This window comes from Chitinophaga parva, from assembly GCF_003071345.1.
GTDB lineage: Bacteria > Bacteroidota > Bacteroidia > Chitinophagales > Chitinophagaceae > Chitinophaga > Chitinophaga parva.
Window position 1 is genome coordinate 190,842 of sequence record NZ_QCYK01000004.1, and the last position, 14,101, is coordinate 204,942.

Sequence of the window (14,101 nt, forward strand, 5' to 3'; positions counted from 1 at the left end):
AGCAGCCGGCACGGAGGGCCGGTATACTAAAACATTCGGAAATCAGCAGGCAGGAGGGCCGCGATAGGAGAGGGACCGGCTAAAATCATTCGATCGTAGCGGGGTATGGCAGGCGGTTGCGCGGGGTTGTTCAGCAACGGCTTCCAACTGCGCCTGCAGGTGAAGTACCTGCGGCAACAGGAATACCATGGCGGCAGCCAGGTGATGATCCAGGTCCGACTGGTTTACAAAATAGTCGTCGATGTTATGGGTGCCGAAATGGTCACTTTTGTCGTGGTCATGGTCGTTAGACTGGTTTTCGGCGGTTGCGATGTTTTGCCAATTTACCGGAAAATTTTCTTCGTGATGGCGGTGGGGCGTAATGCTGTGAGCGACCACGATAGCGGTCACCAGTCCGAAGATAAACTTATGCAGGACATTACGCATGGATGCAAAGGTAATAATATTTTGGAGTTTCCGCCTAATGTTCGCTCACCGCTTCCCGGTTGTATTTGTTTTTGTATGCTAATGGCGACAGGCCGGTGATCTTCCGGAACACTTCACGGAAGGCCTTTACGTCTGAGTAACCTACATCGTACATCACTTCATTAATGGTTTTCCGGGTGCTTTCCAGCGCTTTTTTTGCGGACTCCATTTTCACCCTTTGGGCATATTCCAGGGGCGTGTTGCCAGTGGCCTTAATGAACCGCCGGTCGAAGTTCCTCCGGCCCACGGCAAACCGGGAGGAGAGGTCTTCTACAGAAATTTTTTCATCAATATTCTTCTCAATGTAGGCCTGCGCCTGTTGTACCATGGCATCGCCATGCTGTTTCTGACCGGTGAAGATAACAAAGGCCGACTGGCTGTCGCGGTCCAGTTCTATCTGGAACACTTTGGAACAGAAGATAGCCGTTTGCCGGTCGTAATATTTTTCAATGATGTAGAGCACCAGGTTTAAAAAGGAATAGGCGCCGCCATTGGTATAGATACCATTTTCATCGGTGATCAGTTTGTCAGAGTAGAGGTGCACCGCGGGGTACATGGACCTGAATTTATCTGCGTTGGACCAGTGGGTGGAACAGTTCCTGCCATCCATGATGCCGGTAGCCGCCAGGATAAAGGCGCCGGAGCACATGGTGGCTATTTCCGCACCGGCCTTGTGCTGCCGGCGTATCCAGTCAAACATTTCCTGGCGGGCCGCTGTTTTTTCCCCGGGCATGGCAGAGGGTATAATAATCAGGTCGGTTTTGGGAATGTCTTTGATATACGTATCCGGGTTTAAAGCTACCAGCTTATGAATGAATTGTTCTTTGGGAGTGGTACCTGCTACTACCAGGCGGAATTGCTGTTTGTTGCCGGCGCGCATCCAGTAATTGTTAGCCGTTGCAAATATTTCTACAGTGCCAACTATACAAGCAATAGTACTGAGGTTGCAGAGGCCTTCAGGATACAGCAGTGTAATATGTTTCATGCGGAAAATGCTTTTACCAAAGGTAAGCATCTGTGTTGTCCAAATCAACCCTCCATAATGTCCATTTCCCCACCCACCGGTCTGTTATACAGCCACTAATTTTACGGTACCAGGCCAATGTAACCACAGCCCCATTCATTCACTTTAAAGCACCTAACAAATGAACCAATACGAAGAATTTTACCAGCTCCATCACCAGCAGGCCCCCTTCCTGCTTGCCAATGCATGGAATGCAAAGAGCGCACAACTGATAACAACAGCCGGCTTTGAAGCGATCGGTACCTCCAGCGGGGCCATTGCCCATTCATTGGGTTATGAAGATGGAGAAAAGATCCCTTTTGCAGCACTGCTTTACATCGTGCAAAGGATAAAAGCATCCACCAGCGTCCCGGTATCGGTGGATATGGAACGCGGATACAGTGATGACCTGCAGGCACTGACGGACAACATTCAAAAGCTGCTGGATTGCGGTATAGCGGGTATCAACCTTGAAGATGCACAGGGAGAGGAGATGTACTTACGAAAGCTGGAATGCATTAAAAATTACCTGGTCAAAACGAACCAGTCACTTTTTATCAATGCACGGATAGACGCGTTTGCACAGCAACTGCCGTCTCCCCTGGAAACTACGATCAAAAGAGCGGAGCAGTATCAGCAGGCTGGCGCGGATGGCCTGTTTATCATCGCCATTCCGGATGCGGAGGTGGCCAGGGAGATCGTTGCGTCTACCCCGCTCCCGGTGAATATGGTCGCCACACCAAAATTGCCAGTGGAAACACTGGTGAGTATCGGGGTGAAGCGGATCAGCATGGCGGTGTTACTGTACAAAGCAACTTACCATCACCTGGAAAAGATCAGTAAGGAGATCATCGCTGAAAAGTCGCTGGCATCCCTATTTTAAGACATTATGCCATTACACGCTAAAATCAATAATAACATGAACGCGCAAGATTTCACAAACACCATCTGGGTGGAACAAACACCGTCAGCAGCCTATAACACCATTTTGAACGTACGGGAATGGTGGTCCGGCTTACATGGCGAATCATTTGAAGGAACCTCGGAAAGGCCGGGTGATGAATTCAGCTTCCATGCCGGAGGCGGGGTACATTATACCAAACAAAAACTGGTAGAAGCCGTGCCGGACCAGAAAGTGGTATGGCTGGTAACAGAAGCCAATCTTACCTTTGTAGACAAAACGGACGAGTGGAAAGGCACCCGGATCAGTTTTGAAATTTCAAGGGAAGCGGGTAAGACAAAGATCGTATTCACGCATATTGGCCTGGTCCCTGCATTTGAGTGCTATAACGCCTGCGCACCTACGTGGGAACAGTATGTGCAGGAACGTCTTACAGCTGCCATAGCAAAAGCGAACTAATGTTTGCCATGATGCCTGAACGGGTTATATCCAGGGCAGGTAGAAGGCCCTGATCACCACCGGGAAGGGAAAGCCTAATACGAAGGAAAATAGGCTGGCATTGATTGAGCAGTGGAAGCTGCCGGTAAAGTGAGATGAAAAATGTTACGAACAACCGTAAGGCCAGGGATCGGTCCCTGGCCTTACGGCATTTTAGCGGGTTATCATGCGCCTTTCAATTGCGCCAGCACATCCGAAAAGGTATTGATGCCCCAGTGCTCAACGTACTTCCCGTCTTTTACCCGTACAATATCTATCACATCAATCTGCACTGTCTTGCCTGTGGCCGGGATGCCCAGTAACGCGCCGGTGTGCGTGCCGCTAATGGTTTTGCGGGTGGTCACCAGGTCGTCTTCTGCTACCTGCTGGTGAATAGTGACGGTAAGGTTTGAAAATGCCGGGCGCAGGAGCTGGTTAAAAAAATACAGCATGCCCTGGGGTCCATTATCCATGCCGGCAGGCGCCGAGCGGTTTATAAACTGCTCATCCATGAGGGCGTGGAAGCTTGTTTCGTTGAATTGTTCTATCACTTCTTTGTTAAACCGGGTTACAACCGCTTTGTTGTTTGCTGTTTGTGTTGCCATAATTGTATTGAATTTTTGATGCAGCAAAGGTCGGTACCAGGGCGTACAGGCCGTTAGGGCCAGGCGTTCAAGTGTTATGGCCAGCCGGTCATATGTGCTGGCTGCGGTAGTCGCTGGGGGTAAGGCCAAAGTGCTGGCGGAAGGCTTCTGAAAAGCTGGAATGATTTTGATAGCCCACTTTGTGGTAAACGTCGGAAGGCGCTTCAGCAGGGGATTTGAGAAGGGTTGCGGCCAGTTGCAGTTTCTCCTTCAGCAGCCATTTTTGCGGGGAGGTGCCGTAAAGGCGCTCAAATTTTCTTTTGAAAGTGGAGGCGCTCATGTTGCACAGGAAGGCCAGTTCGTCCACCGTTACCGGCTGTCCGATGTGGGTCTCCACCGTTTTTTTGAGCTGCATGTCTGCCTGGTCATTGGAAATGATCTTCAGGGATTGTAAGCGGCCTGCATCCAGGCGCAGCAGGTAGAGTAACAGCTCTTCCAGCTTGAGTTGCTTTACCTCCGGCGGCAGGGGCGTACCGGCCCCTAGGAGGAACAGCAGCGATTGTGCGTAGTGGGCTATAAAGTTATCTTGCTGGTAGACCAGGAAAGGCTGTGCATCCTTTGCGGGGGAGGGGGCATCCAGCAGGTGATTGTATTTAATGAAGAACCGGTTTAGTACCTCGTTGCTGAAATAGAGCAGGATGCTGTTGAAGCTTTGGGTGTTGGAGATCACTTCAGATGTAAGGATGTTCCCGGTGGAAAGCAGTACCAGCTCGCCCTGGTGAACGATGGCGGTTTGTGCCGGGTACACCACGGTCTTGCTACCGCTCATCACCAGGTTGATCATATTCCGGTTCAGGATGATCTTGTTCTTGATGGAACTGTGGCTGGAGTGGTATTGCCGGATGATCACCTCGTCTGGTTGAAGGGGTGTGCTGTCCAGCAGGTCGTCCGGTAAAAGAAAAGGCTTCAAGAAAAAAGGCACTGCTGTTTTTAAATAGTGATGTGCATGCAGCAGTCAGGCAAAGGTATCGATAATTCCCGGGGAAGGGAAGCCATGTGTGCCAGTACCTAAAGGAGGTACGCCGGCACAGGATTTGTATACATCTGTAATCCAGGTATTAAAACCATAAGGCCCCAGGAACAACATCCAGCCGCGGCCTGTACAATAACACAAGTCATGAAGAACTGTGTTCAAGGAAACACACAGGTAAGAGAATGTATTAAGATTGTGAATATTTTTCGCTCAAGTTTTAGGAGTTACTATGGCATTAACACCACGTACCATATCTAAAGCCAGCCTCATCCTGCAACAGTTAGTTCCGGGAATAAGCGGCAACATCGAATCCTTCAATGAAGCACAGCCCGTAAGACCCGGCATGATCGTAGCCTGCAATGCCTGCGACTGCAAGGGGTACAATAGTATTTTTACGGATATCGTACACCTTTCCCCTTCGCAGGAAACTATTTTCCGCGTATTGGAGGGTGGTGTGGGCCTTCCCAGTTTTAAATTAGAGGTAGGAGGGGGGATCACCCGCATTGGCTGGCATGAGGAGCAGGCTATTCCTACCAGTGATGGTGTGTACAGCGCAGGCGCCTGTGTGCGCCTGGGAGAAGGTAATGTGTACACCGTATTGAACCGCACGCCCATGATCTTCAAGGAAAGGCATTGAATGCCGCAGGCTTCAGACCGCCTGTCATTGGCATAAAAACAACAAAACCCGTGATTAAACGGGCTTTGTTGTTTTTATGAAGGAGTATATTTTTCCGGCGTTCAATTAAACGACCGCCTGAACTCCAGCGGGGAAATATTTGTCTTGGATTTAAACAGCTTGCTGAATGATTGGGGATGTTCAAAGCCCAGCTCATAAGCCACTTCGCTCACGGATAAGCTGGTGGTAGAAAGCTTTTCCTTTGCTTTTTCAATCAGTTTGCTGTGGATGTATTGCTGCACGTTCTGCCCGATGAGGGCGCGCACCATATCACTCAGGTAGCTGGGAGAAAGATTGAACTGTGCCGCCAGGTATTGTACAGTGGGCAGCCCTTGTTTCAGGGATACGTCTTTATCAAAGTAATCATTCAACAGCTCTTCCAGCTTTTGCAGTACGTTACTGTTTACGACCTTGCGGGTAATGAACTGGCGCTTGTAAAAGCGGTTGATATAATTCAGCAGCAGTTCTATCTGTGCTACCACTACATCCTGGCTGAAATCGTCTATGCGCCCGCTCAGTTCATCACCTATCATTTTAAACAACGCGATAACGGTGGTTTCCTCCTGCGGGGAGAGGTGGAGGGCTTCGTTGGCCGTGTAGGAAAAAAAGCCGTATTGACGGATCTTCTTTGCCAGCGGGTAGTTCCACAGGAAATCGGGATGTATGAGCAAGGTGTAAAGCGGTGCGTCTTCCATTACTCCATGTGCTTCGCCCGTGCTGGCCACCAATTGATTGGGGGAAGCGCAGAACAATCCGCCTTCGTCAAAATCGTAATAGCCCTGGCCATATTTCATGCACCCATTTGCCTTCCTGCGGTAGGATATTTTATAAAAAGACAGCACATGCGATTGTTGGGATTGATGCATTTGCATTTCTCCCTGCTCGTTGTTGATCATGCTTACCAGCGGATGCAAAGGGCCGGGCAGGCCAAAATAGCGGTGCGCATCTGCAATGGAGCTGAATTTATAATGTTGATTTTCCTCTTTCTTCATGTCGTTACAGTTATAAAACCATGATAACCGGCCCTATAAAGATCGGTTATCATGGCGCCATAAACAAATTCCGGTTTAGTTGCCTTGCGCAGCACTGGACACGGCATCCCAGGCTTCCCAGGTGGCCAGCCGCTCTGCATAAGCGGCGCGTACGGCCGGCAGGTTGTGGCGGCCCAGGTGGAAGCGCAGGGGCGGTTGGGCAGCATCCACTACCTGGAAGAGGGCATCTGGCGTGGCATGGGGATCGCCTCTTTCCAGGTTCCGCAGGCCGGCAATAAACTGATCTTTGAACGGGGCGTAGATCTCCATGGGCTGTGCAAATTTCAGGGATTCCTGGCTGCCAAATTCAGTGGCATAGGCGCCGGGCTCAATGATGGTCACGTTAATGTTGAACTGTTTCACTTCTGCCGCCAGGGCTTCGTGGATGGACTCGAAGGCCCATTTGGAGGAGCAGTAGTAGCCGATCACCGGCAGGGTAACGTGCCCCAGGTTGCTGGAGGTGCCCAGGATGTGCCCACCACCTTGCTGGCGCAGCAGGGGCAGGGCGGCCTGGATAACGGTGAGGGGGCCAAAGACATTAGTTTCATACATAGCCTTCACATCGGCCTGGGAGGCTTCTTCAATGGTGCCTATCAGGGAGTAGCCGGCGTTATTCAGTACAATATCCAGCCGTCCAAAATGAGCGTGGGCCTGCTCCACGGCGGTTTTTACCTGGTCCGGGTTGGTGACGTCCATTTCCAGGGTAAGCACGTTATCGCCGTATTTTTCGGGGAAGTCGGCTATGCTGGAAAGTTTGCGGGCGGTGGCGGCTACTTTGTCGCCGCGCTGCAGGGCGGCTTCCGTCCAGATGCGGCCAAAGCCACGGGAGGCGCCGGTGATAAACCATATTTTACCGGTCTTTGCAGTATCCTGTTGATGTGCCATAGTGTTGCGTTTTTGTGTTTTTGTTTCACAAATGTCAGCACAAGTGGCGGAGTGTTTGTAGCCTGTTTGCGGGGTGTTGTAGCCAAAACGGGGATATATGCTCATTCCTCCTTTGGTTGCTTTGCCACCGGCTCCTGGTACAGCCCCAGGATATTACCCGTTTTATCCTTTATCCTCGCGGTGATCTCCGGCAGGTCTGCGCCCACGGGCTGCACTATTTCCCCGCCATTTTCAATCACCAGCCGGAGGGTGGCCTCCATGTCAAACACCATCACATATACCAGCAGGCCCACTTCCTGCACGGCTTTACGCCGGGTGGTAAACGCCCCGCTCACCTCGCCTACGGCATCATCAAAGGCGATGGCCCCATCACCCCGGGTGCGCATTTCCCAGCCAAATACGTTGTGATAGAAAGCTGCGGACTCGCGTACATCGCGGGTAGGCAGTTCCAGGTAGCAGATCTTGCCGTTGCCTAATGTGGGTACCATAAAAATGTTTTGCTAAAAGTTACGGAAAAAAAGAAGGCCGCCCTGAACAAGGCGGCCCTGTTTTACACACGTCCTGTTGTTCTGTCGCAACAGGTAATCTTGGAATGCGATGCTACTGGAGGAAGATCTCGCGTATAGCGTGGTTGTTCACTTCCAGCACATAGATATTGCCATTCTTATCAATAGCCATAGGCCCGGTTTGGGAGAAGTTGAACAGGGCATCGCCCAGGCCCCCGTCTGCATAGCCATACTTGTATTGCTGGTAGCTAAGCTTACCACCGGTAAGGCTGCCTGTGTTGTTGGTGGGCAGCGTAATGGAGCGTACCGCAAAGTTGCCGCCATCCAGGAAATAAATGGTATTGCTGGCAGGGTTATACACGGAGGAGCCGGGGTTGCCGAGGCGGCTGGTACCTGGCAAGCCATCCACCCAGCCGCCGTCATAGTTGTTGCCGGCCAGGGTAGTACGCGAGCGTATGCTCATATCAAAAGCATAGTATTGTGCAGCATCCGTGCCGCCATAATAAGCGATGTTATTGATGACCACAAAAGGATACGTAACGCCTGTAAAGCTCAGTTGTGTAACTGCCAGGGTCTTTGCGTCTATCTTGTATGTGCCGCTATAGTCCGTACCAAAGCATACATTGTTCCTGTCATCCATACTGAGTGATTTTGCCGTATTGCTCATGTTGTTCAGGTAAGGGACTACCGTGCCATCCGGCGTGATCTTGCGGATCGCGTTATTATTGTCTGCTACATAGATATTGTCCTGTGCATCTGCAGTGATGCCAAAGATGTAGGAGAATCTTGCCGTGGTGCCGTTGCCATTGGTATTGCCCTGTTCCGTTTCGGAGCCGGCAAATATGGTCTTACCACTGCCATCCGGCGGTACTTTATAGATCACGAAATTGCTGGCGTAGTATACATTACCCTTGGAATCTATTGCCAGGCCCGTATAGCCGGTTATGGTAGGGTCCGCAAAGAAGGTCTTCACACCCGCGTGGCGGAACAGCGGGCTTTGGGCATGCAGGCTGCCGGTGGAGAGCTGCATATTGCCGGTAGCCGTACCGTTGGGCATCGTTACGGTCAGCGTGCTGTCTGTAGCGGCGCTGATGGGCACGGGGATGCCATTCAGCGTCAGCTGGTTGTTAGCAGGATTAGGATCAAAGCCGGTCCCTTTTACGGTCACCACGGCGCCTGCCAGGCCATTGTCCGGCAGCAGGGAGATAATGCCCAGGGACTGTACGGTAAATACGGGGCCGGTCACGCTTTGGCCGTTCACCACCACTTTCACGGCACCGCTGGTAGTGCCGGCAGGAACGGTCACCTGCAGTTGCTGGCCGCTTGCGCTGAGCAGGGTAGCAGGCACGCCGTTCACCGTAATGGCATCTTCATCGGTAAGGGCGCTGAAGTTATTACCAGTGATGGTCAGTTTACTGCCCACCGGGCCGCTCATAGGCGCTATTTGCGATACCACGGGCACTGGTACTTTGGTGAATACCGGCCCGCTGGTCTTCTGTCCGTTAATGGTCACGCTTACCGGGCCGGTCTGCACATCGCTGCCCGCGGTGATCACCAGGGAGGTAGCTGTGGCGCTTACCACTTTGCTGGTTATGCCGTTAATGGCCACCACGTTATCGCCGGCATGGGTGCTGAAGCCCTCACCGGTGAGGGTGATGGTGGTACCGGGACCACCGGTTACAGGTTTTATTTTGGAGATCAGTTGGGAGGTGAATTGCGGCCCGCTGGCATGCTGGCCGTTCACATCCACGGTAAGGGCACCGCTGCCGGCACCGGCAGGTACGGTGATCACCAGCGTTGTATCATTCGCGTTAGTGACGATGGCTTTCTGGCCGTTCACGGTCACCACCGCGGGACCGGCTGTGCCGGTAAAGCCTGCACCGGTAATGGTTACCGTGGTGCCGGCAGGACCGTTGGAAGGGCTGATGGCATGCACGCTCAGGGCCTGGTAGGTGTAGGTTTCACCGGTCACCGTTTTACCCGCCACGGTCACCGCTATGGGCCCGGTGCTGCCGCTGTCTGGTGCCGCCACGATCAGCGTGGTGTCTGTGGCGTCCATGATACGGGCGCCTTTGCCGTTAAAGGTTACATTATTGTCGGGGAAGTTCCCGCGGAAGCCTGTACCATGGATGGTCACCACGGTGCCGGGGTTACCACTGCCGGGCAGGAAGCTGTTCACGCGCAGCGTGGCATCCACCTTGTTCTTGTCATCTCTTCTGCAGGCGCCCAGGAGCAGCACTGCCACCAAGAGGTATAATGCATGTTTCATGTGCATGTTTTAAAATGAATAACGCATGCCCAGCTGCAGCTGGTAGCGGGAGTTAAAGAAGTCGGTGGCGTAAGGGGTACCCGGGTTGGCAAAGTTGTACACGGGATAGCCTTCCTTGGTCTGGCGACCGGGGTATACCGGTGTCAATCCTACACTGGCCGTGGAGTTGAAGGTATTGGGCGAGAAGTACACGCGGCCCCAGTCCTTGTTCAGCAGGTTAGTGAGGTTGATCACGTCCAGTGACAGGGTCAGGTAGCTGCTGCGCGGGTTAGTGGTGAAATGGTACTCCTGTGCAAAGTGAAAATCTGCCTGCTCATTCCAGGGCGTGCGGCCCATATTGCGCGCGGTGAAATCGCCGCGGCGGCCGTGCAGGTATTTGTTGCCATCAATGAATGCATTGAAAGCGGCTGCCTGCTGGGCGGCGGTGATCACGTTGCCTTGCGCATCGTTATAGTCCTGGAAGAAATGAATGGCCTGGTCCGCATACGGGATGTAGGCCAGGCTTACCTGTTGGGGCAGTCCCTGCACGCTGTTGTTCACAATGCCGTAGGTAAAGGGGGAGCCGGATTGGGCGCTGAAGAACACGGAGAAATTACTGATCCATTGCTTGCTCCATGCTTTGCGGTAATCTGCATGCGCTACAATGCGGTGGCGGATGTCAAAGTTGGAATAAGCCAGGCCCGGGTTGTTCGGGTTCAATGCCTGGTTCAGCTGCCAGTTACTTTCCATGGAGTTACGGATCCCGTTGCTTACGTCTTTGGATTCACCGTAGGTGTAAGACACGCCGGCATTAAAACCACCTGTGAAATTGCGGCTGATGCTGGCGGAGAGGTTATAACGGTAGCCCTGGTTCGTGTTGCTCAGTTCATACGCGTTTGAGAAATGAGGATCTATGTTGCCGCTGAAAACAGGCTGCTTCAACTCCGTATCATACGCGTAGTAAGTAGGATTGTCCCTGATGTTTACCTGGCGGAACATGACATCCCTGATGCTCCTGGTGTAAATGCCTTCCACGGTGATCTTGTAAGCATTGGGCGTGGTGTAATCCAGTGCCAGGCTTATTCTTGCTACTTTGGGCATTACAAAGTGGTTGTCCACCACATCCACCTGTGTTTTGCCGGAGTTCCTGTTGTTCAATACTGTACCGTTCTGGCCAATGAAATCTGCAATGCCATTCTTGCCTGTCTTTAGCGGGTCTGTACCTGGCACAAAGGCCTGCTGGTCCGCTTTCTGGTCAAAAGAGCCGTAGCTGTCACCATTGTTGTAGTAGGCATAAGCCAGCCATGCAAAGGGAATGCGGCCGGTAAAGAGGCCGGCGCCACCACGCAGTACCAGGCTTTGATCGCCCAGCCAGTCATAACGGAAGCCCAGGCGGGGAGAGAGCTGCACCTTGCCAAAGAAGTCTTCATGGATCTGGTTCAGCGGCGTATAGCTATAGGTGTTACCCAGGTTGCCATCAGTGATGGCATTGCGGGTTTTGTCGCTCAGCACGGGTTTTACAGGCAGCAGGGTATAGTCTGCACGTACGCCCGGTGTGATCTTCAGCTTGTCGGTGAGCTGAATTTCATCCTGGAAATAAGCGCTCAGCATGTCAATATTGAACGACTGTGGATGTGCCATGATATAATCACGGCTGTTGTCCGTGTAGTTGTAGCTGCCACGCACGCGCCAGGGATTGTTGTTCAGGTAATCATCAATGCTCAGGTAGTCCACGCGGCCGTTCCAGCTGTTCACAAAACCGTAGTTGATGTGGTACAGCTCATTGTGGGTACCAAACAGGAAAGTGTGTTTCCCCTTGTACCAGGTAAGATTGTCCGTGATCTCCCAGGTGCGCTGCTGCATGTTGAAGATGGCGCCTTCACGGTCGGTGCCCAGGTAGATGGTGGTACCGGGTGTACGGCCCATGATCTGTACCTGCGGCAGGTTAGGATCGCTTTCCGGGTCGCGCTTGTCATTCACCACGGTGTAGCCCACCAGCAGGCTGTTTGCCAGGGTAGGAGTGAAGCGGGATTTCAGTTCCGCCACCGTGGAAGTCTGGTTATTCGTCTGCCTGTAAGCCATGCTGGTAAAGCGGAAATCAGACTGGTCGCGGTCCATGATCACGGCATGGGAAAGGATGGTGTTATTGCGCAGCGTGAGCTGGTGTTTTTCATTGATGTTCCAGTCCAGGCGGTTGAAGAATTTGGCAGACTGGCTGCTGGCGTTATAAGCCCCGGCAGTACCGGGTTTGAAGGCGTCGCCATAGCGGGAGGTGGTGGCGTTGATGATGTCCTGCTCATCCTTTACGCTGAGGATCTGGGCGGTCTCTTTTTCGCCCACATTCAGCTGGGAAGGATCGCGGCGACCCGTCATTTCCTCGTTGGTGAAGAAGAACAGTTTGTTCTTAATGATAGGGAACCCCAGGCGTATGCCGGACTGGTAATCATAGAATGCGCTGTTTTCCTTGCCCAGGGAGCCTATCTTGTCTTTTCCCACCAGGGCTGCATTCCGGCCAAAGCCATATACAGAGCCGGTGAGCTCATTGGTACCGCTGCGGGTCACCGCATTGATGCTGCCACCGGTGAAGTTACCGATCTTCACATCGAAGGGGGCCAGGTACACCTGCATATCTTCAATAGCATCCAGGGAAATGGGATTGCTATGCGTGCTGCTGCCGGGCATACCGGAAGTACCGGTAATGCCACCCAGGGAAGGGCTGAAGCCGATGGCATCATTGTTAATGGCGCCATCCAGTGTCACGTTGTTGTAGCGGAAGTTGGTCCCGCCAAAAGAGTTGTCCTTCGAGGCCTGGGGCACCAGGCGGGTCATGTCCTGGATGCTGCGGTTGGCCGTAGGCATGTTACGCAATTGCGACTGGCTGATGTTCTGGCCGGCGCCGTAGGTATTTGCCTTGGCACCTTTGCTGCCTTTCACCACTACTTCACCCAGCTGCTTATTGCTATCCTGCAGCACAAAAGCCAGCTGCAACGGTTCACCCAAGCGTACGGTGATGTTTTCCTGTTTCTGCTCACCCATGCCTACCATGGAAGCCTGCACGGTGTAAGGCCCGCCAATGCGCAGTCCTGTAAGATGATAGCGGCCATCATTGCCGGCCACGGTGCCATAGCGGGTGCCGGTGGGCACGTGGATGGCCTGGATGGTCACCCCGGGTATGGGCTGGCCCTTGCCATCCGTGACACGCCCATCCAGGCGGCCACTGGTTTCCTGCGCCTGCACCGTGCCGCAAAGCAGCAACAGCAGCAGTATGCAAAGACTATAAAGCTTGTTCATGTGTTACGTTGTTAAAAGTTTTCTTTCAATACCTGGTCAATGATGTGCAGGATACCGTTGTTGGTCAGCACGTTCTGCTTCATGATGTTGCAGGGTTGTGGGTTGCCGCTGCCTTGTATCCTGATGGAGGTGAAACCTACACCTGTCTGCGGATTGGGCACCAGGGTCACCGTGGTGGTGTTGCTGTTGGCCATGGTCTGCTGGCTGGTGTTGCTGTCATCCGCGGTAAGGATGTAGTCGTACACGAAGTGACGGCCTGCGGTCAGCTGGTACAGCAGCAGGGCTTTCAGCACCGCAGGATCGGTGGTAGCAATGCTGTCCATGCTGGGATAGCCGGCGGCGCGGAAGGCGTTGTTGCTCGGGGCAAACAGCGTATAGGCGTCGTTGCCGGCCAGCAGGTTCTTCATGCCGGTCACCTGTAGGGCAGTGTTCAGGAAAGTAAGGCTGGTATCTGCTGCCACCGCATCGCTCAGGGTGTTTTGCAGCAGGGGCGGCATCACTGCGCTGATCACCTGTATGAGGCCATTGCTGGCAGGCATATTCACCGCCGATACGGGCGTACCATTGATGGTGATCACCGTGTCAGCTCCTTTTATCCAGTGGGTGATGTAGAGCTGTGTGCCGGCAAAGCTGGTCACCGGCTGGTTAAAGCGGAAAGGCAGCTTATTCAGGTCCCAGCTGCCATCCAGCAGGTGGTAGCGCACCATGTTCAGCAGCACGGCACCGTCTTCCTGGGCCACCGCGGTCTCATCACTGTAGCCGGCCGCCTGGAAGGCTGTATTGTCCGGTATGAGCACAGTATAAGGGCCGGCCCCGCGCAGCTGTTTATCCAGGCCGGTGGTGGTCAGCGCGGTATTGAAGTCGGAGAAATTGAACTTGTTGTCTGTGATCACATTCACCAGTTGGTTAGCGTCACCACCGCTGGTAGCGGGTTTGCTGTCGTCCTTTTTGCAGGCAAAGAGGAGCAGGCAAAACCCGGCCAGCCAGATATTTTTTTGCAT

General features: G+C 53.0%; 13 protein-coding genes. 3 read left to right on the top strand and 10 right to left on the bottom strand.

Going from position 1 to position 14,101, the window contains the following annotated elements; translation table 11 throughout:
* Positions 1 to 42: 42 nt before the first annotated feature.
* Together DCC81_RS24900 and DCC81_RS24905 are read right to left on the bottom strand one after the other, a co-directional pair.
* The gene (locus DCC81_RS24900; protein WP_108689479.1) at positions 43 to 426 is read right to left on the bottom strand and encodes a hypothetical protein; all 384 of its coding nucleotides are present in this window, start codon (positions 424 to 426) and stop codon (positions 43 to 45) included.
* 34 nt (positions 427 to 460) lie between these two features.
* Positions 461 to 1,450 (bottom strand): GlxA family transcriptional regulator, encoded by a 990-nt coding sequence (locus DCC81_RS24905; RefSeq protein WP_108689525.1) that lies wholly within the window; start codon positions 1,448 to 1,450, stop codon positions 461 to 463.
* Between the two features lie 160 nt (positions 1,451 to 1,610).
* On the opposite strand from DCC81_RS24905, the gene DCC81_RS24910 reads away from it, so the two are divergent.
* Complete coding sequence (locus tag DCC81_RS24910) at positions 1,611 to 2,351, top strand: isocitrate lyase/PEP mutase family protein (protein WP_108689480.1); 741 nt, start codon at positions 1,611 to 1,613, stop codon at positions 2,349 to 2,351.
* A 36-nt stretch (positions 2,352 to 2,387) separates the two neighbouring features.
* Positions 2,388 to 2,828: an SRPBCC domain-containing protein gene (locus DCC81_RS24915; RefSeq protein ID WP_108689481.1), complete on the top strand. Its 441-nt coding sequence runs from the start codon at positions 2,388 to 2,390 to the stop codon at positions 2,826 to 2,828.
* Positions 2,829 to 3,031: 203 nt separating this feature from the next.
* Here the strand turns inward: DCC81_RS24915 and DCC81_RS24920 are convergent, their stop codons facing one another.
* Together DCC81_RS24920 and DCC81_RS24925 are read right to left on the bottom strand one after the other, a co-directional pair.
* The gene (locus DCC81_RS24920) at positions 3,032 to 3,451 is read right to left on the bottom strand and encodes an ester cyclase (RefSeq protein WP_108689482.1); all 420 of its coding nucleotides are present in this window, start codon (positions 3,449 to 3,451) and stop codon (positions 3,032 to 3,034) included.
* Positions 3,452 to 3,539: 88 nt separating this feature from the next.
* Positions 3,540 to 4,400: a helix-turn-helix transcriptional regulator gene (locus DCC81_RS24925; protein ID WP_108689483.1), complete on the bottom strand. Its 861-nt coding sequence runs from the start codon at positions 4,398 to 4,400 to the stop codon at positions 3,540 to 3,542.
* Positions 4,401 to 4,692: 292 nt separating this feature from the next.
* Between DCC81_RS24925 and DCC81_RS24930 the strand changes: the two genes are divergently transcribed.
* The gene (locus tag DCC81_RS24930; protein ID WP_108689484.1) at positions 4,693 to 5,100 is read left to right on the top strand and encodes a hypothetical protein; all 408 of its coding nucleotides are present in this window, start codon (positions 4,693 to 4,695) and stop codon (positions 5,098 to 5,100) included.
* A gap of 101 nt (positions 5,101 to 5,201) precedes the next feature.
* On the opposite strand, the gene DCC81_RS24935 is transcribed toward DCC81_RS24930, so the two are convergent.
* The 6 genes from DCC81_RS24935 to DCC81_RS24960 all read right to left on the bottom strand — a co-directional run bounded on the left by DCC81_RS24935 (position 5,202) and on the right by DCC81_RS24960 (position 14,101).
* Positions 5,202 to 6,131 carry a helix-turn-helix domain-containing protein gene (locus tag DCC81_RS24935; protein ID WP_108689485.1) on the bottom strand — a complete coding sequence of 310 codons (930 nt, stop codon included), beginning with the start codon at positions 6,129 to 6,131 and terminating at the stop codon, positions 5,202 to 5,204.
* Positions 6,132 to 6,206: 75 nt separating this feature from the next.
* Entirely contained in the window at positions 6,207 to 7,055 is an 849-nt protein-coding gene (locus DCC81_RS24940; RefSeq protein WP_108689486.1) for an SDR family NAD(P)-dependent oxidoreductase, read from the bottom strand.
* 101 nt (positions 7,056 to 7,156) lie between these two features.
* Entirely contained in the window at positions 7,157 to 7,543 is a 387-nt protein-coding gene (locus tag DCC81_RS24945; protein ID WP_108689487.1) for a VOC family protein, read from the bottom strand.
* Between the two features lie 112 nt (positions 7,544 to 7,655).
* Positions 7,656 to 9,830, bottom strand: coding sequence for an IPT/TIG domain-containing protein (locus DCC81_RS24950; RefSeq protein WP_165806734.1), 2,175 nt, complete (start codon positions 9,828 to 9,830; stop codon positions 7,656 to 7,658).
* 9 nt (positions 9,831 to 9,839) lie between these two features.
* Positions 9,840 to 13,100: a TonB-dependent receptor gene (locus DCC81_RS24955; RefSeq protein ID WP_108689489.1), complete on the bottom strand. Its 3,261-nt coding sequence runs from the start codon at positions 13,098 to 13,100 to the stop codon at positions 9,840 to 9,842.
* Positions 13,101 to 13,111: 11 nt separating this feature from the next.
* Positions 13,112 to 14,101 (bottom strand): fasciclin domain-containing protein, encoded by a 990-nt coding sequence (locus tag DCC81_RS24960; protein WP_108689490.1) that lies wholly within the window; start codon positions 14,099 to 14,101, stop codon positions 13,112 to 13,114.